Raw genomic sequence first — 15,594 nt, 5'->3', positions numbered from 1 at the left:
GGTACGCGGCGCAAGGGGCGCGTCATCCAGCGCGGTACACGGCGCAGGGGGCGCATCCGGCTACGCGCCCTGGCGTACCGGCGGCCACTTGTGCAGACTGACCGGCATAAACCTGCGCGAAGGGGGCTGGGCACGTCATGGCTGAGGCTGATTTCAGTGCCACAGGCGTACGGATCGAGCGGTGGCCGCGTTCGCTGACCCGGGCGGGCGAGGTCCTGATCAAGGACGGCAGGCTGGCACTCCTCACCAGCTACGGACGGGTGATCGATACGGCGCCGGTACGAGCGGTCAGGGCCGGCCGGCCCTGGTTCGCGGGGCGCGACGACGCCATGGTGGCGACGCTCAACGGCACGCGGTACCGGCTGACCATGGGACAGCGCGGCGGGGAGCCGGGAGGGGCGGCGGCGACGGCAGTGGCCGGCCGCCTGCTCGAGGCCGTCCACCGCGCGGGTGGCCGCAGGGACTGACAGAAGCAACAGCAGGGACCCACGGGTAACCGGTTGCCGCGAGTTGCGAAGCGGTCACCGCTGGTCCACGCTGGACTGACATCACTACCCAGGGTGCACCGGCGGTGACGCTGTGATCCAGCCCGCCGGACCAACAGCCAGCCAACTACTGGATCCGATCTCCGTCTTCTTCCGGACCTCATTTCGGGGAGTCGCAGCCGTGATCAGCCAGGCAAGCAGGCAGTGCACGGTAGAGCTCCAAGCCCTGCCGTCGCGGATCGGTCAGGTCCGCAGAATCGTTTCGGCGCAGTTGCGCTACTGGAATCTCGATTGTCTGATCGAGAAGGCCGCGCTCGGTGTCACCGAGCTCCTGACAAATGTCCACCAGCACGCCCAGCCCGACAAGGTGTGCACCGTCGAGATCGAGCTGCTGCTCGACCGGCTGACGGTCTCGGTCCACGACCACGACCCCCGCCTCCCCACCGTCAACATGTCCGGCCCGATGGCCACTTCGGGCCGCGGCCTGGCCCTGATAGAGGCGGTCAGCGAGAGCTGGGGTGCCAGGCCGCAGGGCGAATCCGGGAAGGTCGTGTGGTTCACCCTTCCGGCGCCGTCGTCCACACCCCTCCCGATACCGCCTCTTCCCGTGTACGGAGCGGCCACCAGCGGTCCTTTCACCGGCACCGTGCCCTTCGGGGACCTGGCCGAGGCGGCGGACGCGGTGCGCGAACGAGCCGCCGTCCGGCCGGCCGTGGCGGGCTGACGGAGGATGCCGCTGGGCGCCTCCTGGCGCACTGGGCCGGGACGAGCGGTGCGCTGCTGAAGGTGCCGCTCCCGGCGAGCATCTGCCGGGCCGGTGCCTACCGGGCCGGCGGGCGGCGACGCCGCCGTGCGTGGCCGGGGCTCACCCCTTGCCGGGGGTGGTACGTCCGAACTGCTCCTCCAGGACGGAGAGCCGTCGCCAGAAGATCACGGCGGCCCAGAGCAGCGGGAAGAAGAAGATCCAGGGGCCGGGGCCGTCGTGGGCGAGCGCTTCATCTCGGTCAGCTCCTTCTGAGTGGTCGTCTGCGGTTGCTCCCGAGACTGCCTCCGAAGGGGTGCCCCCGTCGTCGTACGGTCAGCGACAGTACGCATACGACGAGCGGAGTAAGCTCGCCCGTGACGGAGGGGGAAGTCATGAGCGAGGACCGTGAGGATGTGGTCGTCCACTGGCGACCCGGCTGCCCGTTCTGCATGAAGCTGCGTCTCCAACTGCGTTTCACGGGTCTGCGGTACACCGAGGTGAACATCTGGAAGGACCGCGAGGCAGCGGCTTTCGTCCGCTCGGTCGCCGACGGCAACGAGACCGTGCCGACGGTGAGCGTGGCGGGGACGGTGCTGGTGAACCCGTCGCTGCGGCGGTTGCTGAAGGCGGTCAAGGAGCACGCCCCGCACCTGTTGTGACCCTGACGGCCAGGCCGGTACCGGCATCGGGTACGCCATGCCGAGCACCCGGCGCGTCGGTCCGCCCGGGTGGCGTGCGCATGAACTCCCCCGGCCGCGGCCGATGTACGGCACGTCGGTCGGCCCGGTTGCGGGAACCGTTGGCCGGCGGCGGCCTTACGCGTCTGCGCGGCATGGGCGGATCGCATGACCGGGGGACTTCACGGCACGCGCAGCCACGCACGGCCGCGCAGCCGCGCGCGATACGGGCGGCCCGGCGCGAGGCGGGCGGCTCACCCGGCCCGGGCGGCCATGCGCGATGCGGAGACAGCTCCCGCGATACGGGCGGCTCCGCATGCGTCGGCGGGATACGCGGCCGGCGCCCCCGCACCGCGCGTAGCGGGTTACGCGGCCGGGCGGCCCAGGGCGGCGAGGGGGTCGTCCAGCACCGGTTGCCAGGCCAGTTCGGCCGCGCCGGCGAGGCTGTTGTGGTCCAGGGTGCAGCCCAGGATGGGTACGCCGCCGCTGCGGCCCCACAGGCTGCGGTCGGCGACCACCGCGCGGAGCCGCTCGGGGTCGGCGGCGAGGAGCTCGCGGTGCAGGCCGCCGAGGATGATGCGGTCGGGGTTGAGGATGTTGACCAGGCCGGCCAGCCCCAGGCCGAGGCGGTCGATGAGCTCCTCGGTGGCCGCCCGTACCCCCGGGTCGCCGGGGTGGTCGCGGAGCAGGTCGCGGCTCTGCTGGAGCAGGGAGACCTCGGGGCCGGGTTCGCGGCCGGCGGCCGTGAGGAAGGCGAGCGGGTCGGCCTCGACGTCCAGACAGCCGCGGCTGCCGCAATAACAGGGCCGTCCCTCGGGGTTGACGGTGAGGTGGCCGACTTCGAGGGCGAGCCCGGAACTGCCGGTGTGCAGGCGCCCGTCGAGGACGAGGGCGCCGCCGACGCCGCGGTGCCCGGTGGCGACGCACAACAGGTGCTGGGCGCCGCGGCCCGCGCCGTGCCGGTGCTCGGCCAGGGCGGCGAGGTTGACGTCGTTGCCGGTGAAGGCGGGGCCGCCGATACCGGCCGCCCGGACCAGCTCCGCGAAGATGTCGCGGACGGGCGCCCCGGCGGGCCACGCGAGGTGGAGCGGGTTGAGGGCGGTGCCCTCCGGCTCGGCCACCGCGGAGGGCACGGCGAGGCCGGCGCCCACGCAGCGGCGCCCGCTCTCGCGCAGCAGCCCGGCGCCCGCCTCGACGACGGCGGCCAGGACCTGCGCCGGGTCGGCCGAGACGGTCACGCAGCCGGGCGCCGTGGCCACGATGCGGCCGCCGAGGCCGACGAGGGCGGCCCGGAAGCCGTCGGCGTGGACCTGGGCGGCGAGCGCCACGGGCCCGTTCTCGTCGACCGTGAGCCGGTGCGAGGGCCGGCCCTGGGAACCGGCGGCGGCGCCGGGGCGGGAGTCGACGCGGATGAGGCCGAGGGCTTCCAGTTCGGCGGCGACGGCACCGGCCGTGGCGCGGGTGACACCGAGCTCGGCGGTGAGGACGGCACGGGTGGGGGCGCGTCCGGTGTGCACCAGCTCCAGCGCGGGGCCGAGCGCGCTGCGGCCTCTGTCCAGCCGGGGTGATCGGGTCGTGGTCGCCTTGCCGTTCATGGGGGCGAGTCTCCCATGATCCAGCGGGCCGTCCGGCCCGGCGGTGCTGTTTCGGCCCCTCGTGGACGGGTACTGCGGGCGGCAGGATCGCCGAGGGCGCGGAGGGTTCGTCGCGCACGGTTCGCCGCGCACGGTTCCGGGAGGTTTCATGGCACGCGCCGCACACGCCGCACGCGCCCACAGCGACAGCGGGACGACGGTCCGGGCCCTGCTCGACAAGGAGGGCCGCACATACGCGGAGGCGGCCGGGATCCGCCTCAAGGACACCCCTCAGCCGCTGTACCAGCTCCTCGTCCTGGCTCATCTGCTGAGCGCCCGGATCAGGGCCGACACCGCGGTGGCGGCGGCCCGCGCCCTGTTCGCCGCAGGGATGCGGGACGCGCGGCACATGCGTGACGCCACGTGGCAGCAGCGGGTGGACGCACTCGGCGAGGGCGGTTACCGCCGCTACGACGAGAGGACGTCGACCCAGCTGGGCAAGGCCGCGGAGCTGGTGGTCGACACCTATGGCGGCGATCTCCGGCGGTTGCGCGACAAGGCCGGCGGTGACGTGCGGGAGCTCCGCACGCTGCTCCAGGAGGTGCCGGGTATCGGCCCGGCCGGGGCGGACATCTTCGTGCGCGAGGTGCAGGGAGTGTGGCCGGAGGTGGCGCCGTACCTGGGCGAGAAGGCCCTGGAGGGAGCCAGGCGGCTGAGCCTCCCGGCGGACCCGGAGACGCTGGCCCGCCTGGTCGGGAAGGAGGAACTGCCCGCGCTGGCCGCCGCGCTGGTGCGTGCCGCGCTGGACAAGCACGTCGTCGACGAGGTCCACGAGACAGCCAACGAGACACAGGGAGGATCCGGATGACCACCGACCACGGCGGACTTCCGCTGCCCGATTACGACGAGCTGCCCGTCGGCACGCTGGAGCACCGCATCCGGTCGCTCAGCGTCCCGGAGCTCGACCAGTTGCTGCACTACGAGCATGAGCACGCCGACCGCGCCATGGTCGTGCAGGTGCTGACGGCGCGGAAGCGGCAACTGGACGCCGGAGCCCCCCTGTCCGGTGGCAACCCCGCCGCCTTCAAGCCCGAGACGGCCGGTCGCGGCCACGGTGGCTCGCCCGTGACGCCCGCCACGTCACCGGAGCCCATGAGCCCGCCGCCGCACGGTACACCGGACCAGCGGGGCAAGCCGAAGGGCAACCGCACCGGCTGACACCGTCGTTGCCCGAGAACCGCCGGGCGCCCTGGCGAACCACGCCGGCCCGGCGGTTGATGGCTGCCGCCCCGGACCCCTATCCTGAGTTTGTGCCGCTACTAAACAAACTACGGACGTCCGTTCCCGGGGGATCCGGCGGACACCCCGCCGAGCGCTCCCTGACCCGCCTCCGCACCGCCCTGACCTTGTTCTTCGCCCTCGACGGCTTCCTGTTCGCCGGCTGGGTGGTCCGTATCCCGGCCATCAAGCAGCAGACCGGAGCCTCCGCCGGCGACCTCGGGCTCGCCCTCCTCGGCGTATCGGCCGGGGCGGTCGTGACGATGACGCTCACGGGCCGGCTGTGCCGGCGCTTCGGCAGCCACCCGGTGACGGTCGCCTCGGCGGTGCTGCTCAGCCTGAGCATCGCGCTCCCTCCGCTCACCCACTCGGCGCTCGCGCTGGGCCTGGTGCTGCTGGTCTTCGGCACCGGGTACGGCGGCATCAACGTGGCCATGAACAGTGCCGCCGTCGATCTGGTGGCCGCGCTGCGCCGCCCGGTGATGCCCAGCTTCCATGCCGCGTTCAGCCTCGGCGGCATGGTCGGTGCCGGGCTCGGCGGCCTGGTCGCGGGCGGCCTCTCGCCCACCGCGCACCTCCTCGGCCTCACGGTCGCGGGCCTCGTGCTGACGGCGGTCGCCGGCCCCGTACTCCTGCGCCACCCCTCCCCCGCCACGCCGGAGGCGGTGCCCGCCGAGGGGCGGGCGCCGGGCGGCCGCCTCGACGGCCGGTCGCGCAGGCTCGTGACCGTCTTCGGGGTGATCGCGCTGTGCACGGCGTACGGAGAGGGCGCGCTGGCCGACTGGGGGGCGCTCCACCTGGAGCAGGACCTGCACACGCACCCCGGTGTGGCGGCCGCCGGTTACTCGGTGTTCGCCCTCACCATGACCGCCGGACGCCTCTCCGGCACGGCGATGCTGGAGCGGCTCGGGCAGACCCGCACCTTGGTGGCGGGCGGGGCGACCGCGGCCACCGGCATGCTGCTGGGCGCGTTGGCGCCCACGGTGTGGCTCGCGCTGCTCGGGTTCGCCGTGACGGGGCTGGGCCTGGCGAACATCTTCCCCGTCGCCGTCGCCAGGGCGGGCGCCGTGGCAGGTCCCGCCGGAGTGGCGGCCGCCTCCACGCTCGGCTACGGAGGGATGCTGCTCGGGCCGCCCACGATCGGGTTCCTCGCCGACTGGTTCTCGCTGCCGGTCGCACTGACGACCGTTGCCGTACTGGCGGGAGGCGCGGCCCTGATCGGGTACGCGGCACGCGACGCCACGGCGACGGGGCGGCGGCCGTGACCGCTTCCGGCCATACCGTTGCGGGTGCCGCACTGACAGAATCGCGACATGGAGATCACTGAGCACATCAAGTACCTGGCCATCGAGGGCCAGTTGCTCGCCGACACGGCCGAGCGGGCGGGAACCGGCGCGCCGGTCCCGACGTGTCCCGGCTGGCAGGTACGGGACCTGCTGCGGCACACGGGCATGGTGCACCGGTGGGCCACCGCTTTCGTGACGGAGGGGTACACCTCCTACCAGCCGGCGGCGGGCGAACCCGACCTCGACGGCGGGGAACTGCTCGACTGGTTCCGGGAGGGCCACGGCCGGCTGGTCACCGCACTGACCGAGGCCCCCGACACCCTGGAGTGCTGGGCGTTCCTTCCGGCGCCCTCGCCGCGGGCGTTCTGGGCGCGGCGCCAGGCGCACGAAACCGCCGTGCACCGGGTCGACGCGCAGGCGGCGCTGGGGCCGGGAGCGGCTCGGACGCCGGAGCCGGAGCCCGCGTTCGCCGCCGACGGGATCGACGAGCTGCTGTGCGGCATGCACGCCCGGGAGAAGAGCCGGGTGCGGACCCCGGAGCCGGGCGTCCTGCGCGTACGGGCGACGGACACCGGCGACGTGTGGAGCGTACGGCTGTCGGATCAGGCGCCGCGTGTGGAGCGGACGGCCGAGGGGCCCGCGGACTGCGAACTGAGTGGGCGCGCCGCGCAGTTGTACCTGACGCTGTGGAACCGGCCGCCGGCCGACGCCACGACCGTCACGGTGTCCGGGGACGAGCGGCTGGCACGGCTGTGGCGGGAGACGTCCGCCGTCACCTGGTCGTAGCGCCCGGCTCCGCGGCGAGCATGCGGCGGAGGACGGCACGCTGAAGGGGCTGCACCTCGGCGTGCCGGGCCCGGCCCGCGTCGGTCAGGGCCACGCGTACCCCGCGCCGGTCCTCACTGCACATGCCGCGGGTCACCAGCCCGTCCTTCTCCAGCCGCGCGATCAGCCGCGACAGGGCGCTCTGGCTGAGGTGGACCCGGGAGGCGAGCTCCTGGACGCGGTACGCGCAGCCGCCGTCCTCCGCCACCCCCTCGGCGAGCACGTCGAGGACCTCGAAGTCGCTGGCACCGAGCCCGTGCCGGTGCAGCGCGCGGTCCAGTTCGCACATCGTGCGGGCGTGCAGGGCGAGCACGTCACGCCACTGTTCCACGAGCGCGTGCTCGGACTTCTTCACAGCCATGGAGCCACGTTAGCAGGGAAGACGCCATTTGTTGCACAGGAATTAAATGCGCTTGCATCCAATGCATGTGCATGTACTGTGCTGTGCATGACCTCTCCGCTCAACGCCCCTTCCCCTGCCGTGGGTTCGGCCACGGAGGACCGCTGGAGCCCCCGCCTGTGGGGCACCCTGCTGGTGCTGTGCGCCGCCATGTTCCTCGACGCCCTCGACGTCTCGATGGTCGGCGTCGCCCTGCCGTCCATCGCCACCGACCTCGGCCTGTCCACCGCCACCCTGCAGTGGATCGTCAGCGGCTACATCCTCGGTTACGGCGGTCTCCTGCTGCTCGGCGGCCGCGCGGCCGACCTCCTCGGCCGCCGCCGCGTCTTCCTGATCGCACTGGCCGTCTTCGCGCTCGCCTCCCTGCTCGGTGGGCTCGTCGACTCCGGCCCGCTGCTGATCGCGAGCCGCTTCATCAAGGGCCTGAGCGCCGCGTTCACCGCGCCCGCCGGCCTCTCGATCATCACCACCACGTTCAAGGAGGGCCCGCAGCGCAACCGGGCCCTGTCGATCTACACCACCTGCGCCGCCACCGGCTTCTCCATGGGCCTGGTGCTCTCCGGACTGCTCACCGAACTGAGCTGGCGCTGGACCATGCTGCTGCCCGCGCCCATCGCACTCATCGCCCTGGTCGCCGGCCTGAAGCTGATCCCGCACAGCGCCCGCGAGGAGACGCGCGGCGGCTACGACGTGCCGGGCGCCGTCACCGGCACCGCCAGCATGCTGCTGCTGGTGTTCACCGTCGTCCAGGCGCCCGAGGCGGGCTGGGCCTCCGCCCGTACGCTGCTGTCGTTCCTCGCCACCGCCGTGCTGCTCGCCGCCTTCGTGACCATCGAGCGGCGCAGCGCGAGCCCGCTGCTGCGGCTCGGCGTGCTCCGGTCGGGGACGCAACTGCGCGCCCAGCTCGGCGCCGCCGCGTTCTTCGGTTCGTACGTCGCCTTCCAGTTCATCGTCACGCAGTACATGCAGTCGCTGCTCGGCTGGAGCGCGCTCCAGACCGCGCTCGCCTTCCTGCCGGCCGGTGTGCTGGTGGCGCTCTCCTCCACCAAGATCGGTGACGTGGTGGACCGGTTCGGTACACCGCGAGTGATCGCGACCGGGTTCACCCTTCTGGTCCTCGCGTACGCAATCTTCCTCCAGGTCGATCTGACCCCGCGTTACGCTGCCGTCATCCTCCCCGCGATGCTGCTCCTCGGCGCGGCCTGCGCCCTGACCTTCCCCTCGCTCAACATCCAGGCCACCAACGGCGTGGACGACGACGAGCAGGGCATGGTGTCCGGGCTGCTCAACACCTCCATCCAGGTGGGGGGCGCGATCTTCCTCGCCGTCGTGACCGCCGTGATCACGGCGGGCGGCCATGAAGGCGGCCCCGCCGCGTCCCCGCAGGCGGTCCTGGACAGCTTCCGGCCGGGTCTCGTCGTGGTGACCGCCATCGCGCTCGCCGGGCTGCTGATCACCCTCACCGGTCTGCGCGGCGACCGCCGTACGCGTACGGCGCAGCCGTCGGTCGTGGTCGCCAAGTCGACCGGTGCGGCCACGGTTTCGGCGGAGCAGGGCGAGCCCGTCGGCGTACGGGACTGACCTGTCGAGGCGCGGCGTGCGGCCGGTGGGCGATGTCCTTGCCCACCGGCCGCATGCTTGTGACACTCGGCCCATGGGAAATCGAACGCAGGCCCAACGGGACGCCATGACCGTCGAGATCGGGTACGCGCTGGTGACGGCGGCGTTCCTCGCGGTGGGGCTGTTCGTCCTGTGCGCCGCGCCCGTGCTCGTGCTGGACCTGGAGGGCGGCGCGGCGCGGGGCGTGGCCGTGGTGGCCGCCACCGTGGCGGGTCTGGGGTTCGTGACGCGCGTGGTGCGGGTGCTGTGGCGGTTCGGGGACGGGCCGGGTGCTCAGCCGAGCCGGCCGGGGCGTACCAGCCCCGACTCGTAGGCCGGCACGACGAGTTGGGCGCGGTCGCGGGCGCCAGGCTTCGCCGCCCTGGAGCTACCCGCGCTCCGCCGTGGCGGTGAACTGCACAGCGACGTCGTACAGGCCCGGGTTCGGTGTGATCGGGGTCCGCGCGTCCTCGCGCGCGGCTCGGGTGCGCTCCTGGAATTCGGTGTCCGCGGTGGCGGCCTCCCACGCCTCCCGGGTCTCCCAGTGGGAGACGTTGACGAGCTGGAACCTGGTCTCGGAGGAACGCGCCCGGTGCAGGCGGGAGTCGAGGAAACCGGGCTTGGCGCTCATGAGCGCGGCGCGACGCTCCCACTGGGCGACGAACGCGTCCACCTGATCGGCGGCTATCTCGAAGACGTTGATGAAGGTGACGGAGGAGCCCGGTGCGTTCTCGGGCCGGCTGTCTGTGGTCATGGAGAGCTCCAGGAATGGGGATGGCGCTGCCCGGCCGGTTCGGCACCGACCGGGCAAGCCGATGGCCAGAACCTGTCGCGCACCGCGGTGAGTCGGAGAACGGCGGACACCGGGACGAGGAACGGCTGCAGGCCGGTGGCCGGGAGCCAGGTCGTCACGCCTCCCGCAAACGCTCCAGCGTCTATGCGGCGTGCCAACGGGCTCGGACGATCCACGTCACGGCGAGCCATGGCGTCGCCGCGGCAGCGACTGCCAGCAGCCAGCCGTGGAGCGTTGACGGGTAGCCGAGCGCGGTGGGGAGTAGCAGCGCCGCGCCACAGATGAGGATCGCGAAGGCGGGCACGTGGATGATCGGCCGGAACCGTCGTAGCCATGCCACATCGTCGATGTCCAGATACCCGACCGTGCCGAAGGCGACCACGAGCGTCCAGGCCCAGATGAAGATGAGGTAGAAGCCGGTGTCGAAGAACCCGGCGGGATTGTCGCGCACGCCCAACTCCGGGCTCCTCGGGGCGTACATCACATGGGTCGTGTCACCCGGCTTCGGCTCCCCCGCCGTACGAGCGCCCTTCACCGTGACCGCACGGCGGCCTCCCGGGTAGTCGAGGGTGACGACCACGGTGGCCGCGTACTCGTCCTCGTCATTGATGTTGACGCCGGTGGTCTGCGGCTCGCTGACAACCCGATCGATGGACACGGCACGCGGACCGCCACCCGCCTTCAGCACCTCGGCGGTCCACTCAGCCGTCTCGCCGTCCGGCCCGATCGCCTGGCACAGCGCGGCACCGCTGCTCAACGCGAGAGCGAAACCGAGCACCCAGCGCAGTGCTCGCGACGGCTTCCGCTTCTCCGGCTGATGCTTCACCAGACCGACCATCGCCCGTGGACGGGTCTTCCAGGACGCGGCCACCCAGCAGCAGGAAAAGAACACGGCAGCCCCCGACGCGATCAACAGCGGCCACTTGGGCGGCAGGAACAGCCACGGAACGAGACCCAGCACGATCGCAACGTATGCACAGAGCAGCGTGAGCCACCCAGTCAGCCTCGTCATGTGCCCCCCAACAGACTCCAGCGCTGCCCCTGGTCACAGCCAGATTGCCGCAGCATAACCACCGGCCCTGCGCCGCGCGCGGCCCCGCTGCACCGGGCACTCCATGCGCCGCGGGCGTCCGGCACGCGCAACGTCTGCCCCCATGCGGGCTGACATCACCGGATCCCCGGCTGTCGCTGCGACCTGGCATGCCGCCTTCAGGAACAGGCAGATAGCGGCGGAGACCTACTTTCCGGCTGGTCTCTGGGCCAGGACCTGTCTTGCCTCCTGACAACACCCCGACACCACCGAGGTCACGTCCGAGATGGCCCGCCGCTGCCCGGTCTGCCAGACCCTCTTCACCGTCGCCACCGCCACCAGCCGCCAGTTCCTTTGCTCACCCACCTGCAAGGAGACCAACCGCCCGACCTGCCGCAAGGATGTGGAACTCAGACGCGACCAGGCTCGCGACGAAGATCGGGCCCATCGGCTTGGCGAGGCCGCAAGCCTGCCCTCACTGCCGGAGCTGCCACCACAGCCCAGGCCCGTCAGCCGACCCTCATCACGCCAACCGGACCCGTAACGGGACCCGTTGGAGCCGACCACGACCCGGAACTGTCCGCACTGCCGGCAACCGGTCACCATCGTCGCGCTGCTGGAGACCCCGGCAGCTGGGCGACGCTTCACACCGACGGGCTCGTGTCGGCCTTCCAGCGGGTGGAAGATCATCAGCCATCACGGTGGCCGGACCCCGCTGGGCCCCAGCAGTTCCACCTCGACCTGGGCGTCAAGGACCTGAACCGAGCTCAGGGGAGACGTCCTCCATCCGGGCGCCTCGCTCGACGAGGGGGACGGGAAGCGGAGTTGGCGCATCTTCGCGGATCCGGCAGGTCACCCGTTCCGTCTCGTCCGAGACTGACGCGGAGACACCGCAGGGGTGCGGCCACCGTTGATCATCGTGAGTTGTGTGGACTGACAATGAGACGGCGGCCGCAGGCCACAGCGTGGATCCCGCCCGATGGCTGGAGGCGTTCGTGGTGGCCATGAGCCGGATCGCGCAGCGGTTCACCCGGTACGAACCCCAACTACGGGCCGGGTGGTTGGTGCTCGGCCCGCTGTCGGGCCTGCCGCGCAAGAACTGCTGGACGATCGCGGAATGGGCTGGGGAGGCCGGCCTGCACGGACGCGGCGGCCCGGGCCGTACGCGGCACGGAGCGGCCCGTGCCTGCCGCTACAGCCGCCGGTCCAGGGCGTCGATGGCCCGGCGGGCGACGGACGAGCTGCGGACGAGGCCGCCCAGGGTCGTGACGCCCCGGGTGATGTCGGTGAACGCGCGCCATGCCGGGCGGAAGCCGGTGATCGTCGCGTGGAGCAGGCCCGGCCGCTTCTCGAACAGGGCGAGCATCCGGCGCCCGACCGCCATCTCCACCCCCAGCCCCGCCTTGATGGCGAACGCGTAGTTCAGCGCCTGGCGCCGCGCGTCCACGGCGTCGTTGGCCTCGGCGATCCGTACCGCCCACTCCCCCGCCAGCCGCCCGGAGCGCAGCGCGAAGGAAATGCCCTCGCGGGTCCACGGCTCCAGCAGCCCCGCTGCGTCACCGCACACCAGCACCCGGCCGCGCGACAGCGGCGAGTCGTCGCTGCGGCACCGCGTGAGGTGCCCCGACGAGATGGCCGGCTCGAACCCGGCGAGCCCGAGCCGGGCGATGAAGTCCTCCAGGTACCGCTTGGTGGCCGACCCCTCGCCCCGCGCCGAGATCACGCCCACGGTCAGCGTGTCGCCCTTGGGGAACACCCAGCCGTAGCTGCCGGGCATCGGTCCCCAGTCGATGAGCACCCGCCCCGCCCAGTCCTCCGCGACCGTCTCCGGAACCGGGATCTCCACCTCCAGGCCGAGGTCGACCTGGTCCAGCTTCACCCCGACATGCGCTCCTATCCGGCTGGCACTGCCGTCCGCGCCCACGACCGCCCGGGCGAGCACGACCTCCCCGTCGGCCAGCACGACCGCGACCGTACGCCGGTCCGGCACCGCCGTGCCGTGCTGCTCGACGCGTGACACCGTCACGCCCGTGCGCACCTCGGCGCCGGCCTTCTGCGCCTGCTCGACCAGGCCCGCGTCGAACTCGGGGCGGTTGACCAGCCCGAACAGCATCCGCTTCGAGCGGCGCGTCCGGGTGAAACGGCCGTTCAACGAGAAGGTGACCGCGTGCACCCGGTCCTGCAAGGGCAGCTCGAAGCCGGGCGGCAGGGCGTCGCGCGACGGGCCGATGATGCCACCGCCGCATGTCTTGTAGCGCGGCAGGTCCGCCTTCTCCAACAGCAGCACCCGACGGCCCGCGACGGCCGCCGCGTACGCCGCGGACGCTCCCGCCGGCCCCGCGCCGACCACGACGACATCCCACACCGGCGCGGAGTATGCGTTACCGGCGTCTGCGTTCTCGCTGCTCACGATGTGCTTCTGCTCCTGATCCCGACTGGTCCGGACTGGTCCTGACTGATCCCGACCTATTGGCCCATGCCTGTGATCGCATCCTACGGCGCGGGCCGCCCGTACCCGCTGTGGGAGGATCGGACCCGCGTTCGCCGTGCAACAACACGCAACGCCAGTCTTGACGTCGCACCCACCAGGAGCGTGCCCATGACCGCCCAGCCGACCCGGCCGGTCCCCCCGATCGCCGAGACCGTCGCCTCCCTGATGCCCCGCGCGAAGGCGGAGCTCACGGAGCTCGTGGCGTTCCGGTCGGTGGCGGACCCGGCGCAGTTCCCGCCGAGCGAGTGCCGGGCGGCGGCGGCCTGGGTGGCGGACGCGCTGCGGGCGGAGGACTTCCAGGACGTGTCGGTGTTCGACACCCCGGACGGTTCGCAGTCCGTGTACGGCTACCTGCCCGGCCCCGAGGGCGCGCCGACCGTGCTGCTCTACGCCCACTACGACGTGCAGCCCCCGCTCGACCTGGCCGGCTGGGACACCCCGCCGTTCGAGCTGACCGAGCGCGAGGACGGCCGCTGGTACGGGCGCGGCGCCGCCGACTGCAAGGGCGGCTTCATCATGCACCTGCTCGCACTGCGCGCCCTGAAGGCGAACGGCGGGATCCCGGTGGGCGTCAAGGTCATTGCCGAGGGCTCGGAGGAGCAGGGCACGGGCGGCCTGGAGCGGTACGCGGAGGCGCACCCGGAGCTGCTGGCGGCGGACGCGATCGTGATCGGCGACGCCGGGAACTTCCGGGCGGGTCTGCCGACCGTCACGGCGACGCTGCGCGGGATGACGATGGTGCGCGTCACCGTGGACACCCTCCAGGGCAACCTGCACTCGGGCCTCTTCGGCGGGGCCGCTCCGGACGCGCTCGCCGCGCTCATCCGCGCACTGGACTCGCTGCGCGCGGAGGACGGTTCGACGACGGTCGACGGGCTGGAGGCCGGGGGTGAGTGGGAGGGCCTCCAGTACCCGGAGGAGGACTTCCGCAAGGACGCCAAGGTGCTCGACGGCGTGGGCCTGATCGGCCACGGCTCGGTCGGCGACCGGCTGTGGGCCCGCCCGGCCGTGACGGTCATCGGCATCGACTGCCCGCCTGTCGTCGGCGCCACCGCGTCCGTCCACGCGACCGCACGCGCCCAGATCAGCCTGCGGGTGCCGCCGGGCCAGGACGCCGCCGAGGCGACGAAGCTGCTGGCCGCCCACCTGGAGGCGCACACCCCGTGGGGCGCCCGGGTCTCGGTGGAGCAGGTGGGGCAGGGCCAGCCGTTCCAGGCGGATGTGACGAGTCCCGCGTACACCTCGATGGCCGAGGCGCTGCGGGTGGCGTACCCGGGCCAGGAGATGCAGGTGGCGGGCATGGGCGGGTCGATCCCGCTGTGCAACACACTGGCCGCGCTCTACCCCGACGCGGAGATCCTGCTGATCGGGCTGAGCGAGCCGGAGGCGCAGATCCACGCGGTGAACGAGAGCGTGTCGCCGGACGAGCTGGAGCGCATGTCGGTCGCGGAGGCGCTGTTCCTGGTGAACTACGCGGCGGCCGGGCGGGATTGAGCCGACAGCGAATCTGCGCACAGCAGAGTGGGCGGCGGCGGGCGCGTGCCGGTGCGTACGTTCGCCGCATGACCATGAATGTGGATGTCATCGAGGTACGGCCCCGGCTGCTCATGCTGCGCTTCCCGATCGGGCAGGCGTACGTGTGGGCGGACGGGGACGACGACCTGACGCTGATCGACGCGGGCTGGCCGGGCGCGGCGCCGCAGGTCGAGGCGGCGCTACGGAGCCGGGGCCTCCGCCCGGAGAGCCTGCGCCGGATCGTGCTCACTCACTGCCACCGGGACCATGTGGGCGCGGCGGGGGAACTGGCGGAGCGGTACGGCGCCGAGGTGCTGGCGCACGTCCTGGACGCGCCGGTCGTCCGGGGCGAGGCGCCGGTCCCCGACCCGGTCCTGCTCGACTGGGAGGCTCCGCTGTACGAGCACGGGCTGACGGTTCCGGTGGCGCCGCCGACGCGGGTGGACCGGGAGGTCGCGGACGGGGACGAGCTCGCTTTCGGCGACGGGGCGCGGGTGGTGCACACGCCGGGGCACACGGACGGTTCGATCGCGGTGCATCTGCCGCGGCACGGTGTGCTGTTCACGGGGGACACGGTGGCGTCGGTGGGGCGTGTGGCGCTGGGTGTCTTCCACGTGGACCGCGAGCGGGCCAAGGCGTCCATGCGGCAGCTGGCCGGGCTGGCACCGCGGACGGTGTGCTTCGGGCACGGCGACCCGCTGACGGAGGACGCGGCGGCCGCGCTGGAGGCGGCGGCGGACCGGGACGCCGCCGCCTCCGACGTACGGACGTAGCAGGGCCGTACAGACGTGGGACCGACGGACGGCCGAGCCGACGGACGTCCGGGCCGGACGCAGCACGCGGTGGGCCGCGCGGTGGATCGGGTGTGTCGGCCGCGGCGTCGGCCGACACACCGG

The 15,594-nt window shown here is 72.6% G+C and carries 16 protein-coding genes and 2 pseudogenes; 13 read left to right on the top strand and 5 right to left on the bottom strand.

Annotated elements, in window-relative coordinates:
- Positions 1-137: 137 nt before the first annotated feature.
- The 3 genes from ABT360_RS03745 (at position 138) to ABT360_RS03735 (ending at position 1,889) form a co-directional block, all read left to right on the top strand.
- Entirely contained in the window at positions 138-467 is a 330-nt protein-coding gene (locus ABT360_RS03745; protein ID WP_351810135.1) for a hypothetical protein, read from the top strand.
- 199 nt (positions 468-666) lie between these two features.
- Positions 667-1,209 carry an ATP-binding protein gene (locus ABT360_RS03740; protein WP_351810132.1) on the top strand — a complete coding sequence of 181 codons (543 nt, stop codon included), beginning with the start codon at positions 667-669 and terminating at the stop codon, positions 1,207-1,209.
- A gap of 413 nt (positions 1,210-1,622) precedes the next feature.
- Positions 1,623-1,889, top strand: a complete 267-nt coding sequence (locus tag ABT360_RS03735) for a glutaredoxin domain-containing protein (protein WP_351810129.1) — start codon at positions 1,623-1,625, stop codon at positions 1,887-1,889.
- A gap of 383 nt (positions 1,890-2,272) precedes the next feature.
- Here the strand turns inward: ABT360_RS03735 and ABT360_RS03730 are convergent, their stop codons facing one another.
- Positions 2,273-3,502: an ROK family protein gene (locus ABT360_RS03730; RefSeq protein ID WP_351810126.1), complete on the bottom strand. Its 1,230-nt coding sequence runs from the start codon at positions 3,500-3,502 to the stop codon at positions 2,273-2,275.
- 148 nt (positions 3,503-3,650) lie between these two features.
- Between ABT360_RS03730 and ABT360_RS03725 the strand changes: the two genes are divergently transcribed.
- The 4 genes from ABT360_RS03725 (at position 3,651) to ABT360_RS03710 (ending at position 6,831) form a co-directional block, all read left to right on the top strand.
- Entirely contained in the window at positions 3,651-4,349 is a 699-nt protein-coding gene (locus ABT360_RS03725; protein ID WP_351810123.1) for an endonuclease, read from the top strand.
- A complete protein-coding gene (locus ABT360_RS03720; protein ID WP_351810121.1) occupies positions 4,346-4,699 on the top strand; it encodes a hypothetical protein in 354 nt (117 codons plus the stop codon). The genes ABT360_RS03725 and ABT360_RS03720 overlap by 4 nt, the downstream gene beginning before the upstream one ends.
- A gap of 92 nt (positions 4,700-4,791) precedes the next feature.
- Positions 4,792-6,024, top strand: a complete 1,233-nt coding sequence (locus ABT360_RS03715; protein ID WP_351810118.1) for an MFS transporter — start codon at positions 4,792-4,794, stop codon at positions 6,022-6,024.
- 48 nt (positions 6,025-6,072) lie between these two features.
- Positions 6,073-6,831 (top strand): maleylpyruvate isomerase family mycothiol-dependent enzyme, encoded by a 759-nt coding sequence (locus ABT360_RS03710; protein WP_351810115.1) that lies wholly within the window; start codon positions 6,073-6,075, stop codon positions 6,829-6,831.
- Here ABT360_RS03710 and ABT360_RS03705 read toward each other — a convergent pair.
- On the bottom strand, positions 6,818-7,231 hold the full coding sequence (locus ABT360_RS03705) for a MarR family winged helix-turn-helix transcriptional regulator (protein WP_351810112.1): 414 nt from the start codon (positions 7,229-7,231) through the stop codon (positions 6,818-6,820). The genes ABT360_RS03710 and ABT360_RS03705 overlap by 14 nt on opposite strands.
- Before the next feature lie 87 nt (positions 7,232-7,318).
- On the opposite strand from ABT360_RS03705, the gene ABT360_RS03700 reads away from it, so the two are divergent.
- On the top strand, positions 7,319-8,851 hold the full coding sequence (locus ABT360_RS03700) for an MFS transporter (RefSeq protein WP_351810109.1): 1,533 nt from the start codon (positions 7,319-7,321) through the stop codon (positions 8,849-8,851).
- Between the two features lie 73 nt (positions 8,852-8,924).
- Positions 8,925-9,203: a DUF6332 family protein gene (locus ABT360_RS03695; protein ID WP_351810106.1), complete on the top strand. Its 279-nt coding sequence runs from the start codon at positions 8,925-8,927 to the stop codon at positions 9,201-9,203.
- Between the two features lie 54 nt (positions 9,204-9,257).
- On the opposite strand, the gene ABT360_RS03685 is transcribed toward ABT360_RS03695, so the two are convergent.
- Positions 9,258-9,623: an antibiotic biosynthesis monooxygenase family protein gene (locus ABT360_RS03685; protein ID WP_351810103.1), complete on the bottom strand. Its 366-nt coding sequence runs from the start codon at positions 9,621-9,623 to the stop codon at positions 9,258-9,260.
- 181 nt (positions 9,624-9,804) lie between these two features.
- Positions 9,805-10,623 (bottom strand): hypothetical protein, encoded by an 819-nt coding sequence (locus ABT360_RS03680; protein WP_351810101.1) that lies wholly within the window; start codon positions 10,621-10,623, stop codon positions 9,805-9,807.
- Between the two features lie 702 nt (positions 10,624-11,325).
- Between ABT360_RS03680 and ABT360_RS03675 the strand changes: the two are divergent.
- Positions 11,326-11,572, top strand: a pseudogene (locus tag ABT360_RS03675) (VOC family protein); the annotation flags it as partial.
- A gap of 124 nt (positions 11,573-11,696) precedes the next feature.
- Positions 11,697-11,822 (top strand): annotated as a pseudogene (locus ABT360_RS03670) (IS701 family transposase); the annotation flags it as partial.
- 62 nt (positions 11,823-11,884) lie between these two features.
- Here ABT360_RS03670 and ABT360_RS03665 read toward each other — a convergent pair.
- Entirely contained in the window at positions 11,885-13,102 is a 1,218-nt protein-coding gene (locus ABT360_RS03665; RefSeq protein WP_351810098.1) for a geranylgeranyl reductase family protein, read from the bottom strand.
- Positions 13,103-13,291: 189 nt separating this feature from the next.
- Between ABT360_RS03665 and ABT360_RS03660 the strand changes: the two genes are divergently transcribed.
- Positions 13,292-14,677: a dipeptidase gene (locus ABT360_RS03660; RefSeq protein ID WP_351810095.1), complete on the top strand. Its 1,386-nt coding sequence runs from the start codon at positions 13,292-13,294 to the stop codon at positions 14,675-14,677.
- 68 nt (positions 14,678-14,745) lie between these two features.
- Positions 14,746-15,471, top strand: a complete 726-nt coding sequence (locus ABT360_RS03655; RefSeq protein ID WP_351810092.1) for an MBL fold metallo-hydrolase — start codon at positions 14,746-14,748, stop codon at positions 15,469-15,471.
- Positions 15,472-15,594: the final 123 nt, after the last annotated feature.

Origin of the sequence: Streptomyces sp. NPDC000229, assembly GCF_040300825.1 — a bacterium.
GTDB lineage: Bacteria > Actinomycetota > Actinomycetes > Streptomycetales > Streptomycetaceae > Streptomyces.
This window is presented reverse-complemented; position numbering and strand designations above follow the sequence as displayed.

What these genes read in the sequence shown, in the direction of transcription:
- ABT360_RS03745 (WP_351810135.1), top strand. Translation starts at nt 138, where the DNA reads ATGGCTGAGGCTGATTTCAGTGCCACAGGCGTACGGATCGAGCGGTGG.
- ABT360_RS03735 (WP_351810129.1), top strand. Translation starts at nt 1,623, where the DNA reads ATGAGCGAGGACCGTGAGGATGTGGTCGTCCACTGGCGACCCGGCTGC.
- ABT360_RS03730 (WP_351810126.1), bottom strand. Translation starts at nt 3,502, where the DNA reads ATGAACGGCAAGGCGACCACGACCCGATCACCCCGGCTGGACAGAGGC.
- ABT360_RS03725 (WP_351810123.1), top strand. Translation starts at nt 3,651, where the DNA reads ATGGCACGCGCCGCACACGCCGCACGCGCCCACAGCGACAGCGGGACG.
- ABT360_RS03720 (WP_351810121.1), top strand. Translation starts at nt 4,346, where the DNA reads ATGACCACCGACCACGGCGGACTTCCGCTGCCCGATTACGACGAGCTG.
- ABT360_RS03710 (WP_351810115.1), top strand. Translation starts at nt 6,073, where the DNA reads ATGGAGATCACTGAGCACATCAAGTACCTGGCCATCGAGGGCCAGTTG.
- ABT360_RS03705 (WP_351810112.1), bottom strand. Translation starts at nt 7,231, where the DNA reads ATGGCTGTGAAGAAGTCCGAGCACGCGCTCGTGGAACAGTGGCGTGAC.
- ABT360_RS03700 (WP_351810109.1), top strand. Translation starts at nt 7,319, where the DNA reads ATGACCTCTCCGCTCAACGCCCCTTCCCCTGCCGTGGGTTCGGCCACG.
- ABT360_RS03695 (WP_351810106.1), top strand. Translation starts at nt 8,925, where the DNA reads ATGGGAAATCGAACGCAGGCCCAACGGGACGCCATGACCGTCGAGATC.
- ABT360_RS03685 (WP_351810103.1), bottom strand. Translation starts at nt 9,623, where the DNA reads ATGACCACAGACAGCCGGCCCGAGAACGCACCGGGCTCCTCCGTCACC.
- ABT360_RS03660 (WP_351810095.1), top strand. Translation starts at nt 13,292, where the DNA reads ATGACCGCCCAGCCGACCCGGCCGGTCCCCCCGATCGCCGAGACCGTC.
- ABT360_RS03655 (WP_351810092.1), top strand. Translation starts at nt 14,746, where the DNA reads ATGACCATGAATGTGGATGTCATCGAGGTACGGCCCCGGCTGCTCATG.